At 68.1% G+C, this 18,300-nt stretch carries 17 protein-coding genes; 8 read left to right on the forward strand and 9 right to left on the reverse strand.

The window, feature by feature from the left end; genetic code table 11:
- Positions 1 to 122: 122 nt before the first annotated feature.
- Complete coding sequence (locus tag ABZ004_RS39000; RefSeq protein WP_355687111.1) at positions 123 to 1,286, forward strand: CapA family protein; 1,164 nt, start codon at positions 123 to 125, stop codon at positions 1,284 to 1,286.
- Positions 1,287 to 1,427: 141 nt separating this feature from the next.
- Positions 1,428 to 1,958 carry an rRNA adenine N-6-methyltransferase family protein gene (locus ABZ004_RS39005; protein WP_355687113.1) on the forward strand — a complete coding sequence of 177 codons (531 nt, stop codon included), beginning with the start codon at positions 1,428 to 1,430 and terminating at the stop codon, positions 1,956 to 1,958.
- Positions 1,959 to 2,056: 98 nt separating this feature from the next.
- Here ABZ004_RS39005 and ABZ004_RS39010 read toward each other — a convergent pair whose 3' ends face one another.
- Both ABZ004_RS39010 and ABZ004_RS39015 read right to left on the reverse strand, forming a co-directional pair.
- Positions 2,057 to 3,793 (reverse strand): ABC transporter ATP-binding protein, encoded by a 1,737-nt coding sequence (locus ABZ004_RS39010; protein ID WP_355687115.1) that lies wholly within the window; start codon positions 3,791 to 3,793, stop codon positions 2,057 to 2,059.
- On the reverse strand, positions 3,790 to 5,511 hold the full coding sequence (locus tag ABZ004_RS39015; RefSeq protein WP_355687117.1) for an ABC transporter ATP-binding protein: 1,722 nt from the start codon (positions 5,509 to 5,511) through the stop codon (positions 3,790 to 3,792). Before ABZ004_RS39015 ends, ABZ004_RS39010 begins: the two co-directional genes overlap by 4 nt.
- A gap of 186 nt (positions 5,512 to 5,697) precedes the next feature.
- Here ABZ004_RS39015 and ABZ004_RS39020 point away from each other — a divergent pair, with 186 nt between their 5' ends.
- Entirely contained in the window at positions 5,698 to 6,663 is a 966-nt protein-coding gene (locus ABZ004_RS39020; RefSeq protein WP_355687119.1) for a glycerophosphodiester phosphodiesterase family protein, read from the forward strand.
- On the opposite strand, the gene ABZ004_RS39025 is transcribed toward ABZ004_RS39020, so the two are convergent.
- The 4 genes from ABZ004_RS39025 to ABZ004_RS39040 form a co-directional block, all read right to left on the reverse strand.
- On the reverse strand, positions 6,660 to 7,865 hold the full coding sequence (locus ABZ004_RS39025; protein WP_355687120.1) for a M48 family metallopeptidase: 1,206 nt from the start codon (positions 7,863 to 7,865) through the stop codon (positions 6,660 to 6,662). The genes ABZ004_RS39020 and ABZ004_RS39025 overlap by 4 nt on opposite strands.
- 230 nt (positions 7,866 to 8,095) lie before the next feature.
- Positions 8,096 to 8,416: a PspC domain-containing protein gene (locus ABZ004_RS39030; protein ID WP_355687122.1), complete on the reverse strand. Its 321-nt coding sequence runs from the start codon at positions 8,414 to 8,416 to the stop codon at positions 8,096 to 8,098.
- Positions 8,417 to 8,755: 339 nt separating this feature from the next.
- A complete protein-coding gene (locus ABZ004_RS39035) occupies positions 8,756 to 9,511 on the reverse strand; it encodes a helix-turn-helix domain-containing protein (protein WP_355687154.1) in 756 nt (251 codons plus the stop codon).
- Positions 9,487 to 9,672: a hypothetical protein gene (locus ABZ004_RS39040; RefSeq protein ID WP_355687124.1), complete on the reverse strand. Its 186-nt coding sequence runs from the start codon at positions 9,670 to 9,672 to the stop codon at positions 9,487 to 9,489. The genes ABZ004_RS39035 and ABZ004_RS39040 overlap by 25 nt, the downstream gene beginning before the upstream one ends.
- 122 nt (positions 9,673 to 9,794) lie before the next feature.
- Here ABZ004_RS39040 and ABZ004_RS39045 point away from each other — a divergent pair, with 122 nt between their 5' ends.
- Entirely contained in the window at positions 9,795 to 10,223 is a 429-nt protein-coding gene (locus ABZ004_RS39045) for a Rid family hydrolase (RefSeq protein ID WP_355687125.1), read from the forward strand.
- Here the strand turns inward: ABZ004_RS39045 and ABZ004_RS39050 are convergent.
- Positions 10,220 to 10,783 (reverse strand): GNAT family N-acetyltransferase, encoded by a 564-nt coding sequence (locus tag ABZ004_RS39050; RefSeq protein WP_355687127.1) that lies wholly within the window; start codon positions 10,781 to 10,783, stop codon positions 10,220 to 10,222. The two genes, ABZ004_RS39045 and ABZ004_RS39050, sit on opposite strands and share 4 nt — an antisense overlap.
- Before the next feature lie 288 nt (positions 10,784 to 11,071).
- Between ABZ004_RS39050 and groL the strand changes: the two genes are divergently transcribed.
- The 4 genes from groL to ABZ004_RS39070 all read left to right on the forward strand — a co-directional run bounded on the left by groL (position 11,072) and on the right by ABZ004_RS39070 (position 16,230).
- Positions 11,072 to 12,697, forward strand: coding sequence for a chaperonin GroEL (gene groL / locus ABZ004_RS39055; protein WP_355687129.1), 1,626 nt, complete (start codon positions 11,072 to 11,074; stop codon positions 12,695 to 12,697).
- A gap of 129 nt (positions 12,698 to 12,826) precedes the next feature.
- Positions 12,827 to 13,759, forward strand: a complete 933-nt coding sequence (locus tag ABZ004_RS39060) for a GNAT family N-acetyltransferase (RefSeq protein ID WP_355687131.1) — start codon at positions 12,827 to 12,829, stop codon at positions 13,757 to 13,759.
- A 95-nt stretch (positions 13,760 to 13,854) separates the two neighbouring features.
- Positions 13,855 to 14,295, forward strand: a complete 441-nt coding sequence (locus tag ABZ004_RS39065; protein ID WP_355687133.1) for a hypothetical protein — start codon at positions 13,855 to 13,857, stop codon at positions 14,293 to 14,295.
- A gap of 27 nt (positions 14,296 to 14,322) precedes the next feature.
- Positions 14,323 to 16,230, forward strand: a complete 1,908-nt coding sequence (locus ABZ004_RS39070) for a S9 family peptidase (protein ID WP_355687135.1) — start codon at positions 14,323 to 14,325, stop codon at positions 16,228 to 16,230.
- A 71-nt stretch (positions 16,231 to 16,301) separates the two neighbouring features.
- Here the strand turns inward: ABZ004_RS39070 and ABZ004_RS39075 are convergent, their stop codons facing one another.
- Entirely contained in the window at positions 16,302 to 17,012 is a 711-nt protein-coding gene (locus ABZ004_RS39075) for an FHA domain-containing protein (protein WP_355687137.1), read from the reverse strand.
- Positions 17,009 to 18,286: a VWA domain-containing protein gene (locus tag ABZ004_RS39080; protein WP_355687139.1), complete on the reverse strand. Its 1,278-nt coding sequence runs from the start codon at positions 18,284 to 18,286 to the stop codon at positions 17,009 to 17,011. Before ABZ004_RS39080 ends, ABZ004_RS39075 begins: the two co-directional genes overlap by 4 nt.
- Positions 18,287 to 18,300 lie beyond the last annotated feature (14 nt).

The following is an 18,300-nucleotide window of genomic DNA, read 5'->3' on the forward strand; positions in this document are numbered from 1 at the left end:
ATAGTTATACCGGTACTTTTATCACGCTGAGGGTTTGCCTTCCGTCACCCGATCGAGACCCAACCTTTCTGCCTGGCAGGGCGTCTTCCAAGCAGGTTGCCGGGGTTGAGTGGGGGAAGACGATGCGCGGTATTCGGGGACGCCTGCCGTTGTTGCTGGCCGGCGTGGGGGCGCTGGTCATGTTGTCCAGTTGCGCAGATGTGCCTGCGCAGCAGGACAACAGCAAGCAGAGCCAAGGCAACAACCAGCGGAGCGGGGGCAGCGAGCCAAGCAAAGCGCCCGACAAGCTGACCCTCGTCGCGACCGGCGACGTCCTCCTGCACGAACGCCTCTGGACCACCGCGAAGCGCGATGGCACCAACGGCACCTGGGACTTCGCGCCGCTCCTCAGCGGCGTCAAACCGCTCGTCCAGTCGGCCGACCTGGCGATCTGCCACCTCGAAACCCCGCTCGCTCCGAAGGGCGGCCCGTACTCCGGATACCCGCTCTTCCAGGGCCCGCCGCAGATCCTTGCCGCGCTCAAACAGACCGGGTACGACGCGTGTTCGACCGCCAGCAACCACAGCTTCGACGCTGGCGCCAAGGGAGTCGACCGCACCCTCGACGCCATGGACCAGGCCGGCCTCCGGCACATGGGGACGGCCAGAACCCCCGAGGAAGCCGCGACACCCACGATCGTCCAAGTACAAGGTGTGAAGGTCGCGCTGCTCAGCTACACCTTCGGCTTCAACGGATTGCCGTACCCGAACGGCGAGACCTGGCGCGCCGGCAAACTCGAGGTGCCCGCCATCAAGGCGATGGCGGCGAAGGCGCGCGAGATGGGCGCGCAGATCGTCGTGGTCAGCTGTCACTGGGGCGATGAGTATTCGCAGAAGATCAACCCGCAGCAGAAGAAGATCGCCGCCGAACTCCTTGCCGATAGCAACATCGACCTCATCATCGGCCACCACGCTCACGTCGTACAGCCGATGCAGGAGATCGATGGCAAGTGGGTCGTCTACGGGCTCGGAAATCTTGCGGCCGCCCATCGCGAGCCGAACAGTCGCAAGGCGGAAGGTCTGCTGGTCCGCTTCACCTTCGAACGAACCGGCGATCACTGGAAGGTCCAGCAGGCTGCCTATCTGCCGTTGCTCGTGACCGACACGATTCCGGTGCGCGTTCTCGACGTACGCCGTGAGCTCGCGAAGCCGGACCTGTCGGCAGCGAAGAAGGCGCGGCTGGAGCTCGCCGAAGAGCGCACCCGCGACGCCGTCCGCTCCCTCGACGCCACCCCGGAAAACCTCTGAGGAACTGGGCGCCACTCCGGAAAGCCTCTGAGGAACTGGGCGCCACTCCGGAAACCGCTGGCGAAGAAAACCCTTTGAGCGTAGGAAGTTCCAGCCTCTACAGTCGGACCATGTCTATCAACTACTTCGTGATGGTCCGTCGTGCCCGGCTCCGGGCAGGCGCGGGGTGCCTGGGGATGGCATCCGCTCGATAGTCGTTGGGCCCAGCGCATCGTCGACTCCGCCGGCATCACTCCGGGGGAACTCGTCCTCGATGTCGGAGCCGGCCTCGGTGCGTTGACCGCGCCGCTGGTCCGGGCCGGGGCTCAGGTGGTCGCCGTGGAACTCCACCCCGGCCGGGCCGACCGGTTGCGCCGGCGGTTCGCGGACGCGCCGGTGACGGTGGTCCGCGCCGACGCGGCCGATCTGCGGTTGCCCCGCAGACCGTTCCGGGTCGTCTCCAGTCCGCCGTACGGTATCTCCACCGCGTTGCTGAAGAGGTTGCTCGCGCCGGGCTCACGCCTGGTCTCGGCCGACCTCGTGCTGCAGCGCGCGGTAGTGAACCGGTGGACGGCCCGCCCCACCCGGTACTACGACCTTTCGATCGGGATTCGCCTTCCCCGCAAGGCTTTCACCCCACCGCCACACGTCGATTCAGCAGTCCTACTCATCCGCCGAACAACCCGGAAATGAAACAACTCTGGCCCACCCTCAAGGTGGGCCAGACTTGTTTTCAAGGACCGATGAACGAGGACACGCCGGGGAACAAGGGACCAATGAACGGGTGGGGGTTAGGCGTGCCAGGAGCGCCAGAGGGCGGCGTAGGAGCCGTTTTGGGCTACCAGCTCGTCGTGGCTGCCTAGTTCGGTGATGCGGCCGTCTTCTACTACAGCGACTCGGTCGGCGTCGTGGGCCGTGTAGAGGCGGTGAGCGATGGCGATCACGGTCCGGCCCTCCAGTACGGCGGCCAGCGAGCGCTCCAGATGCCGCGCCGCCCGCGGGTCGATCAGCGACGTCGCCTCGTCGAGCACCAACGTGTGCGGGTCCGCCAGCACCAGCCGGGCCAACGCCAGCTGCTGCGCCTGAGCCGGCGTCAACGCGAGCTGCCCCGACCCCACTCGCGTATCCAGACCGTCCGGCAACGCCAACGCCCACTCCCGAGCATCGACTGCTTCCAACGAAGCCAACAGCTCCTCATCCGAAGCATCCGATTTCGCCATCGCCAGATTGTCGCGCAGCGTGCCCACGAACACGTGGTGCTCCTGCGTCACCAGCGCCACCTGCTGGCGCAACTCGTCCAACGGCAGCTCGGTCATCCCGACCCCGCCGACCGTCACCGATCCGGTGCGTGGCGGATGGATGCCCGCGACCAACCGCCCGAGCGTCGACTTCCCCGCTCCGGACGGCCCGACCATGGCGATCCGCTCACCCGGCTGAACCGTCAGATCCACACCGTGCAAGACATCGCGCCCGTCGACGTACGAGAACCGCACGTCGCGTGCCGCCACCACCTCACCCGACGGCTCCCGGCCGGAGGGCGTCCGGTCATCCGGTACGTCGGTGATGCCGAGCAGCCGGGCGAGTGAGGCGCCACCGATCTGCAGCTCGTCCATCCAGGAGATCAACCGGTCCACCGGATCGATCAGCTGGTTCACATAGAGCACGCCGGCTGTGACAGCACCGAGCGAGACGTGCCCGCCGAGGTGCAGCCAGCCGCCGAACAGCAGGGTTCCGACGATCGGCACCAGGTATCCGATCTCGACCACCGGGAAGTAGACGGTCCGCAGGCCCAACGTGTACCGCTCGGCGTCGTACGAACCGCGGATGTCCTTGTCGCTCTGCCGCACGCGCTGGTCGTACCGCTGGAGCGCCTCGACAGTGCGAGCACCCTCGACCGTCTCGGCCAGCGAGCTGGTCATCTGCGCGTACGCCGCGTTCTCGCGGAGATACCCGTCCTTGGCATAGCGCAGGTACCACCGGGTGCTCAACGCGAGCACCGGAACCATCGCGAGCAGCGGCAGCAGCACCCATGGACCGACGAGCACTGCCGCGCCGACCGTGAACAGCACGGTCACGAACGCCACGATCGTCTCCGGGATCGCCAGCCGCACCGTCTTCGACAGCGCATCCACGTCCCGCGACGTACGAGTCAGCAGGTCACCCGTGCCGGCACTCTCCACCGTGCCGATCGGCAGCGCCAGCGCGTTGTCGACGAAGTCCTCGCGCAGCTCGGCGAGCACCTGCTCACCCAGCGCGAACGACCGATACCGCGCCCACCGGGTGAGCAGCGACTGGACCACCACGAACACGGCGATCACAAAGATCACCTGGTTGACCTTGCTCGCGGTCGTGCCGTTCTGAACGTCCTCGACCAGCCCACCGATCAACCGTGGCGCGATCAGCCCCGACACCGCGGCCAGTGCGTGCAGACCCAGTGCGATCAGGAGGGCCCGCGGGTGGCGTCGCGCGAGGCTGCGCGCATACCGGCGTACGTCGGTGGAACTCGCGACGGGCAGGATCTGTCTCACGCGCGCACCTCCTCGTCCTCGGTCTGCCTGGTCACGGTGTTGCGGTACTGCGGTTGCTCCTCGAGCAGCTGCCGGTGCTTGCCGACAGCAACCACTCTTCCGGCGGCGACGAAGATCACCTCGTCGACGCGGTCCAGCAGCAGCGGGCTGGAAGTCAGTACGACGGTGCTCCGGCCGGCCCGGTAATCCGCCAGCCGTTCTGCGATCCGCATCTCGGTGTGCGCGTCCACTGCGGAGGTGGGCTCCACCAGCACCAGCACAGACGGGTCGGCCAACAGCGCGCGGACCAGGATCAACCGTTGCCGCTGCCCACCGGAGAACGACCGGCCCTTCTCCTCGACATCGGAGTCGAGGCCGTCCGGCAGCGCGACCAACACGTCCTCGGCGGACGCCGTACGGATCGCTGCCAGCAGTTCCTCGTCCGTACGCCGGTGCGCCGGGTCCAGTTCGTCGCGCAGGGTGCCAGTGAACAGCTGGGTACCCGTGTCGCTCACCAGGATCCGGTCGCGCAGGTCGGCCCTGGTCGCACTGGCCAGCGTCACCCCGCCGTACCGGACCTCGCTGCTCGCGTCGTACCGGCCGAGGCGGTCGGCCAGTTCGGCGGCGCGGTCGGCCTCGGCGGAGACGATCGCGGTCAGCAGCCCGTTCCGCGCGCGGATGCCGGAGACCGGGTCGACCAGGTCGCCGCGGTCGGGCAGCCGGACCGGCTCGGCCGGCTCCACGATGTCGGTGGTCAGCGACAGCACCCGGTTCACCCGGCCGGCCGCGACCAGACCGCGCATCAGCGCGTTGGCGAACTCGGTCGCGGTCCGCAGCGGGAGCACCAGGAACATGGCGTAGCCGTAGAAGGCGAGCAGCGTCCCTGCGCTCAGCTCGCCGCGCAGCGCGAAGTGGGCACCGAGCCCGACGACGCTCACCACGAAGATGCCGGGCAGCAGGACCTGGGTCGCGTCCAGGACGGACTGGATCCGGGCCACCTTCACCCCGGTCCGCCGGACCTCCTGCGACTCCTCGCGGTAGCGGCGCGAGAAGGACTCCTCGCCGCCGATGCCGCGCAGTACGCGCAGACCGGAGACGATGTCGGAGCCGAGCGAGTTCAGCTCGCCGACCGCCTGGCGCTGGGCGAACTGCTGCTTGTGCAGCGGCCGCAGCATCGGGCCGAGGGCGAACAGCATCACCGGCACGCCGATCAGCACGACCAGGCCGAGCACGGTCGACGACTGCAGCAGGATCACGGCCACCACGACGAAGGAGACGATCGAACCGGCGAACCGGGCACAGACCTCCATCAGGTTCCCGATGTAGGACAGGTCGCCCGCGCCGATGCTGACCACCTCACCGGTGGCCAGGTTCTTCGGCAGGGTCGCGCCGAGGTCGGCCGACTTCCGGGTGACCACCTGGACCGTCCGGTACGCCGCCGAGAGCCAGTTCGACACGGCGAACCGGTGCCGCATGATCCCGGCCAGCGCCTGCACGATGCCGACCGCGGCCAGCGCGGTGGTCCACACCAGCAACCGCTCACCGTCACGCGCCGCGACCCCCTGGTCCACGGCCTTGCCCAGGATCGCCGGGATGAACGCCTGCGACCCCATCCACAGGATCCCGAACGACATCCCGCCCAGGAGCGTGCTCTTCTGACCGCGCGCCACCCACCACAGATAGCGGGCAGGCGAACGGTGATCCGGCGTACCGGGATCGGCAAGAGGTAGCTGTTTCATAGGACTCTCAGGCTAGGCGCCGCCACCGACAGCCCGCATGTGATTAAAAAGCCCCGGGACCAAAGGACAGGGGAAGGAAGGAAGGCGGGGTCGGGGGGCGGCCCGGACTACGCAGTACCTGCTGACTTCATCTTGCGTTGGGCAACGAGTTCCCGGGGCGCCATCTGCACCGCCTGTCCTGATTTCATGCTGGTGATCGCGCATCGTGGAGCGAGTGGCTACCGTCCGGAACACACACCTTCCGCATACCGCCTGGCGGCGGCGCTGGGGGCCGACTACCTGGAGCCCGACCTGGTCGCCACGCTCGACGGCGTCCTGGTGGCCCGGCACGAGAACGAGATCTCCGGTACGACGGACATCGCGGATCACGCGGTGTTCGCGGACCGGCGGATCACCAAGATCGTCGACGGGACCGCCGTCACCGGCTGGTTCGTCGAAGACTTCACCTACGCCGAGCTTTGCATGCTCCGCGCGAAGGAGCGGATGCCCGGGCTGCGGGCGGCCAACACGGCGTACGACGGTCGTGAGCAGATCCCGACCTTCGACGAGGTCGTCGCGCTGGCCCGGCAGGAGTCCGCCCGGCTCGGCCGCCCGATCGGGGTGATCCCGGAGATCAAGCACCCGGCGTACTTCCGGCGCCTCGGGCTGCCGCTGGAGGAGCTGCTCGCAGAGCGGCTGTCCGCCCTCGGGCTGCACAAGGGCGAGGCGATGGTCCAGTCGTTCGAGCCGACCAGCCTCCGTCGCCTCTCGGTGATGACGAGCGTGCCGCTGGTCCAGCTGGTCGATTCCGAGAACGCGCCGAACGACTTCCTCCGGACCGGCGACGCCCGGACCTTCCTGGACCTGATCGAACCGGCCGGCCTGCGCGAGATCTCGACGTACGCGCAGATCCTGGCGCCGCACAAGGACCTGGTGATCCCCAGAACCGCCGACGGCTCTCTGGGCGAGCCCACCAGACTGGTGGACCAGGCACACCGCGCCGGCCTCGCCGTCCAGGTCTGGACCTTCCGCGCCGAACGCCGCTTCACCCCGACCGGCCTCGACCTCGCCGGCGAACTCGCCCGCTTCGCCACCACCGGCATCGACGGCGTCTTCGCCGACCACCCCGACATAGCAGTAGCCGCAACCGCCAGAACCACCCTCAAGGTCTAGGTCTGGACGGCGTGCCGCAGCTGCTTCAGAGCCGCTGCGGTCGCTCCTGCCAGCTCACGATCGATCGCGCGGTTCTCGTCGATACCCAGTACGACGTGCGCGGTCGTGGCCGGCCTCGTCCGGATCAGCCGTGTCCTCAGGTACGTCGGCGGGTGACTCGAGTCGGTCCGGGTCTCCCGGATCCGGCTGGCCCGGACCCGGCGCTCCACCTCGCGTGCCGGGATCGCGGAGAGCTCCTGCCGGACGGCCGCAACCGGCTCCACCTCCGGGGCGAAGCGCAGGGTCCGCTCGAGCGCGAAGTAGGAGGTCTCGAACAGCAAGGTCCGCTCGAGCATGGTCGCAGCCGTTGCGGAGCCGGCGATCTCGCCCGCCTTGCGGTCGGCCAGATACTCGGCTCGCTGGCTGCTGCGGAGCGCTGCCATGGTCAGCAGCCACCCGTAGCCGCGCGCGAGGGCGCCGATCGTGGTGTTGAGGATCCTGGTCAGGATGCCGACGGTGGGGTCCATGGTCCAAGCAGCGCCGACGTCCCGGCGGATGCCGTCCAGCGGCTGGGTGCTGAAGGTCGCCTGGATCTCGGCCAGGATCGTCTCTGCCGCGCCGACGACGAAGCCGTGCCGGGCGTCGCCGTGCTTGCCGTGGCCGAGTTCGTGCGCGAGGGCAGCGACCCGTTCCTGGGGTCCCAGGGTGATCCAGGCCGGCAGGCCGATCCCGAGGACGGGCCGGAACCGCCAGCCGATCCGGGTGAACCAGACGGTCGGGGCGGAGGTCACCGCGACCAGGTGCACCCGCTGGGTGCCGATGCCGTCGGCGATGCGATCCAGTACGCCGTACAGGCTGGGGGCGTCGGCGCGGTGGACCAGCTGGGCGTCCTCGCCGCTCAGCCGGCTGGCGCGCGGGCGGAACAAGAACACCAGACAGAAGGCGAGTACGGCGATGATGATGCTGAGCCAGAGCGGTCTATAGAAGAGCAGTAGAGCAATGCCGCCGACTAGAGCTGTCAGCGGCAGGAGGAGAAGCAGTCCTGATAACAGGTAGGCCGTGAGGCGGGCTGCATCCCAGCCCGCTCGGTGTACCGCGCCGGTCTCCAGCTCACGATAAAGCGTCTCCGCGAGACGATGCTCGAGCTTGAGGCGCCGGGCCGATTGGGGGTGGTCACGAGGCGTCGGGTCGACGTTCCAGTCGCACTTGTCGCACCACGTCACGAACCGTGGATCTACAGGGATCTGTTGGGAGCACTGCGGACAACGCGACACCCCGGCTTCGGTCTGCACCTGGGGAGTGTGTCAGTAGAGGGGTGCGGCAGCACGGTGGCAGGTCGTCGGGGCCTACCGAGGAGGACTGTCACCGTGCTGCCGGCGTTGGGTGCGGAGCTTCAGCAGCAGAAGCGCCCGCCGGCGCCGGCGCCGGACCAGGGTGGCCCGGGCGGCCGGGGTCATGCGGCCGGCGGCTTGTCGTCGTAGATGCGGGCGGCGATGTCCGCCTCGGGGGTCGGCTGGTTCACGTTCTGCTGAACGTTCTGCCAGACCGCCTTGCCGTCGGCCTCCGGCATCACGATCCACGCGATGACATAGCCGATCAGCGCGGTACCGCCGGTGATCAGGGTGAGTCCGACGATGCCCAGGCGAACCAGGGTCGCGTCGATGTTGAGGTACTCCGCAAGGCCGCCGGAAACACCGGACAGCATGCGCTGGTTACGCGAGCGGCGAAGAACCTTGCCGGACAGATTCGAGAAAGGTGCACTGGAGTTCGTCATGTCCCCAACTCTGCCCCCGCACACCCCACTCCCACATCGGGATCCGACCCCACCCACCCCTGACCCGACCCCTGCCCCCACCTCCACCCCCGCCCCTGACAACTTTCGTCTACGCCCAACCGGCGTGCCGACGGACATGAGGTGTCCAGTTGGCGCTTGACCCGCCGCGCTCACGCTGCCCGCGAGGAACCTGTTTTCGGGCGACACCTCATGTCGGTCGACACGCCCCACCCGCGCAAACTGGCGCCACTACCCTGCCTCAGCCCTCGGTAGGTCCGAGGCGCGAGCTGACTCCCACGTGCCGGGCTTCAGCCAACCAGTACGCCGTACGCGCGGTTGTCAGGGGTCAGGGGTGGGAGTTGTACGGCGGTAGGTGGTGGGGGTGGTGCCTACTTCGCGGCGGAAGTGGGTGCGGAAGTTGGTGGCGCTGCCGAAGCCGGTGGTGGCGGCGATTCGTTCGATCGACCAGTCGGAGGTCTCCAGCAGGCGGCGGGCGCTCAGGACGCGCTGCAGCGTCACCCACTGCATCGGCGGCATCCCGGTCTCGCTCTCGAAATGGCGGATGAACGTCCGGCGCGGCAGATTGGCGTGCGCTGCCAATCGCTGCAAATTCAGTGCTTCGCCAAGGTTTTCCATCGCCCAGGAACGAGTCGCCGACAGATCCGACCGGGGCGGCGTCAACACATCGACGTACTGCCGCTGCCCACCACCACGTACCGACGCGGCGATGACCTCCTTGCCGGCGTCGTGCGCGGCAGCAGCACCGAAGTCTGAACGGATCACGTGCAGGCAGGCGTCGATCCCGGCGCCGCCACCCGCGGACGTGAGGAACTTGGCGTCCTCGACGAACAACCTGTTCTCGAGGACGTTCACTGCCGGATGCGCCTGCCGTAACTGAGCGATGTACCGCCAATGGGTCGTCGCGTCCCGCCCGTCGAGCACGCCGGCCGCCGCGAGCGCGAAGGTCCCGGTGCAGATGCCGACCAACCGCGCACCCCGGTCCGCACTCGCCCGGATCGCCTCGAGATAAAGCGCGGGCAGGGCGATCTCCGGCTCTTCATACCCCGGTACTACGAGGAGCTCGGCGGCCGCCACGTCGGACAACGGCCGGTCCGCCGCGATCCCGCCGAACCGTCACCGCACACGATCACCCGGTAACCACCGTGGTTGCCGAAGATGTGCGCCGGAATCCCGAAGTCGAGCGGAATCACACCCGGCACCGCCAGGATCGCCACCGTCATTGGCTGATCGGTCATTCCGTCCTCCTCGCCTAGGCACGATTCGTGGTGGTTTTGGCATGGGAGCTGCTGGTGGGTGCTCGGCGTACGGATCTAGCGTGGCACAGGTAGTTCAATCTTCATTTTTCGGAGGAGCGTGGATGGCCGAGCGACGGGTTGAGAACTTCGGGGTGCCGTGGGAGTCGGCGTACGGGTATGTGCAGGCCGTCCAGCACGGAGACACGATCTATGTGTCCGGGCAGTTGGCCAACAAGGGCAGTGAGCTGTTGGCGCCCGCGCCGGTCGACGCGGCGGGTGTGGTGACGGACTTCGCCGCGATGGCCGACCAGATGCGGCAGACCTACGCGAACACGGCCGAGGTGCTCGCCCGGTTCGGCGCCTCGCTCGACGACGTGGTCGAGGAGGTGCTGTATGTCCTGGACATCGACGCGGCCTTCGCGGCGGCCGGTCCCGTGCGGAAGGACGCCTACGGCCGGGAGGATCCGCAAGTCGCCAGCACGCTGGTCGGTGTGACCCGGCTGGCGTTCCCTGAGCAGCTCATCGAGATCAAGTTCGTCGCCAAGGTCTAGAGCTGGCGGCTGACCAGGACCCAGGACGGCGACGTACGGGAGAGTTCGGTGAAGCCGGCGTCGAGGTAGACGGAGATTGGGCCTCGGTAGAGGTCGGCCGATGGGGTCTTGCCGGTCTGGGCGGTGTCTACGGCACAGGCTTGGAGGGTGGTGGCGCCCTGGCTGCGAGCGAAGTCGATCGCGCCGGTCAGGAGTCCGCCGGCGATGCCTTGGCGGCGGTGGCCGACCGGTACGACGAAGCACGTGACCACCCAGGCGTCGGGGTCGCCGCCTCGCCAGTTCGGTGAGGCGAGCACCCGCGGGTAGGCCGACCGTGGCGCGACGGCGCACCAGCCGACCGGCCTACCGGAGCTGTCGGTCGCCAGTACGCCGGGTGGCGGGCCCTGCTCGACCTGGGAGCGGAGGGCGTCGCGGTGGGAAGTGGTGGAGGCATCGGACCACTGCTTGCCGCGGAGGCGGAAGTACTGGCAGAAGCACCGCGAGGGGTCGCCGCGCTCGCCCATCACCTGGAGCACGTCGTCCCACCGGTCCGCAGTGGCGGGGCGCACGTCGAGACTCACCTCGCCAAGGTAACCCGAGGGGCGGAGTGCGCCGGGACGCGAGGGCGGGCGTCAGGTGAGGCGTGCGGGGGAGGGCTGGCTTGCACTCGGTTGGGTCGAGTGCTAATACTTGGTTAGCACTCGAAGGGCGAGAGTGATAACTGCTCGCCGCCCGGACGGTGTGACCATAGACGGCCTCGATGAGGTGCCGGAGAGGTGGCGGGACGTGACCGCCGCACCGAAAGCACCGTCCGTCGCGGGCATCCGGCCGGCTGAACAAAAAACTCGACGCGGGAGGACTCGCGGAGAATGCCCAAGCTGATTTCTTTCAATGAAGAGGCGCGCCGCGGCCTCGAGCGGGGTATGAACACCCTCGCCGATGCCGTCAAGGTGACGCTTGGCCCCAAGGGCCGCAACGTCGTCCTGGAGAAGAAGTGGGGCGCCCCCACGATCACCAACGACGGTGTCTCCATCGCCAAGGAGATCGAGCTCGAGGACCCGTACGAGAAGATCGGGGCCGAGCTCGTCAAGGAAGTTGCCAAGAAGACGGATGACGTCGCTGGTGACGGAACGACCACGGCGACCGTGCTGGCCCAGGCGCTCGTGCGCGAGGGTCTGCGCAACGTCGCCGCCGGCGCCAACCCGATGGGCCTGAAGAAGGGCATCGAGAAGGCTGTCGAGGCTGTCAGCGAGCAGCTGCTGGCCCTGGCGAAGCCGGTCGAGACGCGGGAGCAGATCGCGGCCACCGCCTCGATCTCCGCCGCGGACACCCAGGTCGGCCAGATCATCGCCGAGGCGATGGACAAGGTCGGCAAGGAAGGTGTCATCACCGTCGAGGAGAGCAACACCTTCGGTCTGGAGCTCGAGCTCACCGAGGGCATGCGCTTCGACAAGGGTTACATCTCGCCGTACTTCGTGACGGACACCGAGCGGATGGAAGCGGTCCTCGACGACCCGTACATCCTGATCGTGAACAGCAAGATCTCCAGCATCAAGGACCTGGTCCCGGTGCTGGAGAAGGTGATGCAGACCGGCAAGCCGCTGGCCATCATCGCCGAGGACATCGAGGGCGAGGCCCTGGCGACCCTGGTCGTGAACAAGATCAAGGGCACCTTCAAGACCGTCGCCGTCAAGGCGCCGGGCTTCGGTGACCGCCGCAAGGCCATGCTCGTCGACATCGCCGTCCTCACCGGCGGCGAGGTGATCTCCGAGGAGGTCGGCCTCAAGCTGGACTCCGTGGACCTGGAGCTGCTCGGCCAGGCCCGCAAGATCGTCGTCACCAAGGACGAGACGACCATCGTCGAAGGCACCGGTGACGCCGACCAGATCTCCGGCCGGGTGAACCAGATCCGCGCCGAGATCGAGAAGTCGGACTCCGACTACGACCGCGAGAAGCTGCAGGAGCGGCTGGCCAAGCTGGCCGGTGGCGTTGCGGTGATCAAGGTCGGCGCGGCCACCGAGGTCGAGCTGAAGGAGCGCAAGCACCGCATCGAGGACGCCGTTCGCAACGCGAAGGCGGCCGTCGAGGAGGGCATCGTCGCGGGTGGTGGCGTCGCGCTGCTGCAGGCGTCGGTGATCGCGTTCGAGAAGCTGGAGCTCGAGGGTGACGAGGCCACCGGTGCCGCCATCGTGCGGTCCGCGGTCGAGGCACCGTTGAAGCAGATCGCCGTGAACGCCGGCCTCGAGGGTGGCGTCGTGGTGGAGAAGGTTCGCAACCTCGAGCCGGGTCACGGTCTGAACGCCGCGACCGGTGAGTACGTGGACCTGATCAAGACCGGCATCATCGACCCGGCCAAGGTCACCCGGTCGGCGCTGCAGAACGCAGCCTCGATCGCGGCGCTGTTCCTCACCACCGAGGCAGTCATCGCCGACAAGCCCGAGAAGGCCGGTGCCGCCGCTGGCGGCGCCCCCGACATGGGCGGCATGGACTTCTGATCCCCTGAAGTCCTAGCTAGACAAAGAAGCGGTCCCAGCCGAAAGGCTGGGACCGCTTCGCGTTGGCTCGAAAATACTCGGTGGACTATGACCTCATGTGCGACCTAGGGTCCGCCGCATGGAGGAGATTTGAAGATTCGTACCGCCGTTGAGGCTGACCTCGACACCATTCACGCGCTGATTGCAGAGCAGTCGATCAACACCGTCACCAGGCCGCGCTTCGACGAGTACCTGGCGTCCGGGGCCTACCGCTACGACTGGATCTGGGTCGCCGAGGTCGACGGCAGGATCATCGGGGCGGCCATCTGGTGGGGGATGGAGGAGCAGGAGCGCCCGTTCAGCATCGATGGCCTGTACGCCGTACCGGAAGTTGACCGGGTCGCCGTCTGGACCGAGCTGATCCGGGCTGCGCTGGCGACCTTTCCCGCTGAGGCCGCGCAACCGGAGTACCACATCTTCCTGCCCAACGGCTGGCGGGAGAAGCCGGAGATCGTCGCCGAGCTGGAGCCGCGACTCGAAGCGGCCGCGGCGGCCGGGCTGTCCGGGCTGACCGAGCGACTGCGGTACGAATGGACGCCGTCCGACGGGTTGCCGCCTCGGTCGACCCGGTTGCGCTTCGAGCCGGCCGACGACGAGGCATTCGTCGACGCGTTCATCCGGGTGATCGAGGGCAGCCTCGACGCGTCGACCGCACGCGATGTCGCCCGGATCGGCGTCGAGGGCACCGCGCGGGAAGAACTCGCGATCTACAAGTCGATGCCGGGCGACCGCGCCTGGTGGCGGCTGGCGTATGACGCCGACGACAAGTTGGTCGGCTTCGCCATGCCTTCGGCCAACAACGGTGGACCCGTCGTCGGTTATCTCGGCGTGGTCCCGGAGCAGCGCGGTCACGGGTACAGCGACGACTTGCTGGCCGAGATCACCCATCTGCTGGTGGAGGCCGGTGCCGACCGGATCAGAGCCGATACGGATCTGACGAACAGGCCGATGGCGGCCAGCTTCGAGCGGCAGGGATACCGCAACCACGCCGTACGGATGGTGGCCAGCTACCCGATCGCCTGATCCGAGGTACAGACGGCAGCCGCTCGGACCCCTATGCTTCCCTGACATGTCAGAAAGCTCTGGCCGAACAGGTCAGGGGCGCAAGGGGGCCGGCGATGCGTGACATCGCTCTGCTTCTGCATGTTGCCTCCTCCATCGTCGCGCTCGTGTTCGGGCCGCTGGCGATCGTCCTCGCCCTCCGCCGCCGACGTCTGAACTGGGCCGGCGAGACCTATCACTGGGCCGTCGCGCTGGTCTGCCTGACGGCGCTGGTGATGGTCCCGTACGACTGGGCCAAGCTCTGGGTCTTCTGGCCGATCGCCGTCGCGACGTACCTCTTCGTGTACTTCGGCCAGCGCGCGGCGGAGGAGGCCGGCGGACTCTGGTACCGCGGCGTGCTGCGTGGCTACGGCGGCGGCTGGATCGCCTTGTGGACCGCGTTCCTGGTGGTGAACCTCCCGGATCACCCCTGGACCTGGGCCATCCCGATCGTGCTCGGATCCGTCGTCATCGAGTGGCTCTGCTTCCGTCCGGCCACTGCCTGGATGAACAGCTGATGGCCTGATCCCGGGTTACGGTCGGCCGTGGACTATTCGAGTTTTGACGACTTCCTGGCTGTTCCGCGGGTCAACGCCCTCGCCCTCTCGCTCGACGGCAGCCGGTTGGTGGCCGCGATCGCGGAGTACGACGAGGAGAAGGCGAAGCTGGTCAGTGCGCTCTGGGAGCTCGACCCATCGGGCGCCGGCGAGCCGCGGAGGCTGACCCGGTCGGACGAGGGCGAGAGCCAGCCGGTGTTCGCGCCGGACGGCTCACTGCTGTTCGTTTCCAGTCGCTCGAACGAGGACATCCCCGCGCTCTGGCGCCTCCCGGTCAACGGTGAGGCCGAGAAGATCGCCAGTACGCCGGGAGGTATCTCGGCTGTCCGCGTAGCCGCCGTTGCGGGCACCGTTGTCGTCGCCACCAGCGTCATGCCCGACGCGACGGATGCGGCCGAGGACGAGAAACTTCGCAAGGAGCGCAAGGACGCCGGGGTCAGCGGCATCCTGCACACCTCCTCGCCGGTGCGGCTCTGGGACAGCGAACTCGGACCCGACGAGGTCCGGCTCCAGCTCGTCGACGGGCTCGACCTCACGCCGACGCCCGGTCGCGCTCTCGATGACACCGAATTCGTGGTCACGCCGGACGGGAAGACCGTGATCGCCAAGTGGGAGGTCAGCCGGGTCGGCTGGAACCGGCCGACGCTCGTCGCCATCGACGTCGAGACGGGCAAGCGGCGAGTCCTGGCCGACGTCGAGGGCGCCGGATTCTCCGAACCGGCTGTGTCGCACAACGGCCGGTACGCCGTCAGCACTCGTTGGCACGACCAGGCGCACGACAGGTTGCCCACGGTCTCGCTGCTGCTGGTTGACCTCGAGACCGGGGAGAGTCGCGACCTGGTCACTCCCGATGTCTGGCCGGAGCTGGCGACCTTCAGCGCCGACGATCAGGCCATCTTCTTCGGTGCCTTCCATCACGGCCGGCATCCGATCTTCAGGCTCGAGCTGGCGACTGGCGAGGTCAGCCAGGTAAGCGAAGGCTCCTTCAGTGCTTTGCAGGTGGCACCGGACGGTTCGTCGCTGTACGCGATCCAGGCCGGGTACGACGCGCCGCCGCATCCGGTGCGGATCGATCTCGCCACTGGCGACGTCACGCGACTGCTTCCCGAGGGAGCAGGACTGCCTGGCACCCTGAAACGCGTCCAGACCACAGTCGCCGACGGCACGACCGTCGAGGCTTGGCTCGTATTGCCGCGTTCCGATGAGCCTGCGCCCCTGCTGCTGTGGGTCCACGGCGGCCCACTGAGTTCCTGGGGCGGTTGGAGCTGGCGATGGAACCCATGGGTGATGGCGGCCAAGGGATACGCCGTACTGCTGCCCGATCCTGCTCTCTCGGTCGGCTACGGCCAGCAGATGATCGAACGGGCGTGGGACCGCTGGGCCGAGGTGGTCTACGAAGACCTGATGGCGATCACCGATGCGGTCGCGGCCCGATCCGAGATCGACGCCGAGCGCACCGCCGCGATGGGAGCATCCTTCGGCGGCTACATGATCAACTGGATCGCCGGCCAGACCGACCGCTTCAAGTGCCTCGTCTCCATGGCCGGCGTCTGGAACGCGGAGGACTTCTGGGCCAGCAGCGACATGCCCGGCTACTTCCGCGCCGAATGGGGTCCGCAGGAACAGTTCCCCGCCCGGTACGCCGAACGCTCACCCCGCCGCTTCCTCGACCGCATCACCACCCCGATCCTCGTCACCGACGGCAGCCGCGATCAACGAGTCCCGATCAACCAGACCCTCCAGCTCTGGACCGAACTCCAACTCGCCGGCGTCGAGTCCGCCTACCTCTCCTTCCCCGACGAAGGCCACTGGATCCTCAAACCCGCCAACGCCCGCCTCTGGTACCAAACAGTCTCCACCTGGCTAACCAAGTACCTCACCAAACCTCGCGGCTGACGGCGTTTTCGGCCGCTGGCGGGATCAATTCGCGGTATCGGCCGAACATCGCGCCAGCGGCCGGCCCAGTTCTAGGCCTGGCCTGCTTGTTCTTCGGGGGTGGATTTGCGGACTACCAGGCGGGTCCAGGCGCCTACGTAGACCCGGTCGTCGCCGGTGAGTTCTCGGCGTTGGCCTGGCGGGATGGGGTCGTCGGGGAGGGGGTCGGAGGCCTGGCCTACGAAGGTGCCGTTGGAGGACTGGAGGTCTTCGACCCACCAGCGCTGGCCGTCGGTGGTGAGCTGGGCCTGGCGGCGGCTGACGCCGGTGTCGTCGCCGCAGTCGATCTCGGGAGTGATGCCGCGGCTCTTCGAAGGCCGGCCGATCAGCACGCTCTTGGCGGTGATCGGGATGACTACCGGGAGCCCGGGGGACGGGCACGGGTCGTCGCTTTGCTGTACGGCGTACCAGTCGGGGTCGACCCAGCGTTCCACCACCCAGTCGGCGACCTCCTGCGGCGCGGGTGGGACCGGGGGCGGCGTACCGAGGTCCAGTGGTGAGGCCGGCCGCGGCATGGTGCCGGTGGTGAAGTCGTAGCCGCAGTTCTCGCAGAACAAGGCATCAGGTGCGGCCGGCTCGGAACAGTTCGGGCACGCCTGCGTGGCCGGTGCCGGTGCAGCGACAGCAGGCGTGGGCACCGATGCCGCAGCCGGGGTGGCCGCGGCGCCGATCGGGAGGCCGCAGACGTCGCAGTAGTCGGTGGAGACGGACGGGTGTCCACTCGGACACGTGACTGAGCTCATTTCTTCACCCTGGTGGTCTTGGTGGACGCCGTGTCGAGCGCCATCTCGTCCGCCTTCTCGACGCTGCGCTTGAGTCGCACGGTGCCGGTCTCCTGGTCGTCGATCTCGACCACCTTGCGCAGCCGCGAGGTGGCTTCCTCGTTGCCGGTCTGGGCGGCGAGCTGGACCGCGCGGCCGAGCTTGGTGGTCGCCGTTGCAGTGTCTCCGGCAGCCTTCGCGGCCAAACCTTCCTGGATCGCGTCGGCGAGCTCGGTCTGGCCGGTGTAGTGCGCGACCTCCGGGCTGATCCGGGTGGTGAGCGCCTCGTCGTTGGACCACAGCGCCTTCACCAGACCTTGCGCGACGACCTGGTCGCCGATCGCCAGCTGCACCCGGGCCGCGAGCTGCTCCTGCCCGATTCCCTTCGCTGCAAGGCGAATCGCGACGTGGTAGTCGCGAGACTCGTCGCCCCACGAGCCGGTCGGGTAGGCGCTCGTCAAAGCGTTCACCTCCGTACGCCGGGCAGTCAGGTCGTCGACCGTCGGAGCCACCTGGCGCACGAACAGCACCTGTGCGCCCTGAGGAGCCCAGACCCGCATGTCAGCACCGGCAACGCCCTTGCTCATCGCCTGCTGGATCAGCCGGGAGAACTCGGCCGCCAACTGGTCCGGCGCCGGGATGATGTCGACCGTGCCGAGCAACGCGGTGGCGATCCGGCGGACCTCGGCGACCTGCCAGTTCACGCCGACACCGCGGCAGTCGCACTGGAACTGACCGGTGACGGCCTGGATCGTTGCCGAGAGCACCTCGGGCGTCTCGTGCTGGTTCTCGCCGTCGGTGAGCAGGATCGCGTGCTTCTGCGACAGCGACGGGACGGTCGCGAAGACCCGGGCGGCCAGCCGCAGCCAGGTGCCCATCGCCGTACCGCCGTCGGCGTAGAAGCGGGCGACCGCGTCCTTGGCGGCCTGCCGGGTGAACTGGTCCATCTTCACCATCACCGGTTCGGGTGACGGCGGGAAGGCGAGCTGGGCCCGGTCGTTGCCGGAGATGACCGCGAACCAGACCCCGTCGAGGATCTGGTCGATCGCGGTCTGCGCGGCGTGCACGGCGGCCCGGATGCCGTCGGCACCCATCGAGCCGGAGGTGTCGACGATGATGATCTCGCCGGCATCACCGCTGCCCGACTGGCCGGCCGCGCCCGCGCCGGTGCAGGTCACCGTCACGATCGCGTGCACGTCGGTGCCGCCGTCGGGCAGGAACTCGTTCTGGTACACGGTGGCGGAGAACTCGGCCATCTCAGGCGTCCTTT

It is taken from the genome of Kribbella sp. NPDC006257 (assembly GCF_040613535.1).
Classification (GTDB): Bacteria; Actinomycetota; Actinomycetes; order Propionibacteriales; family Kribbellaceae; genus Kribbella.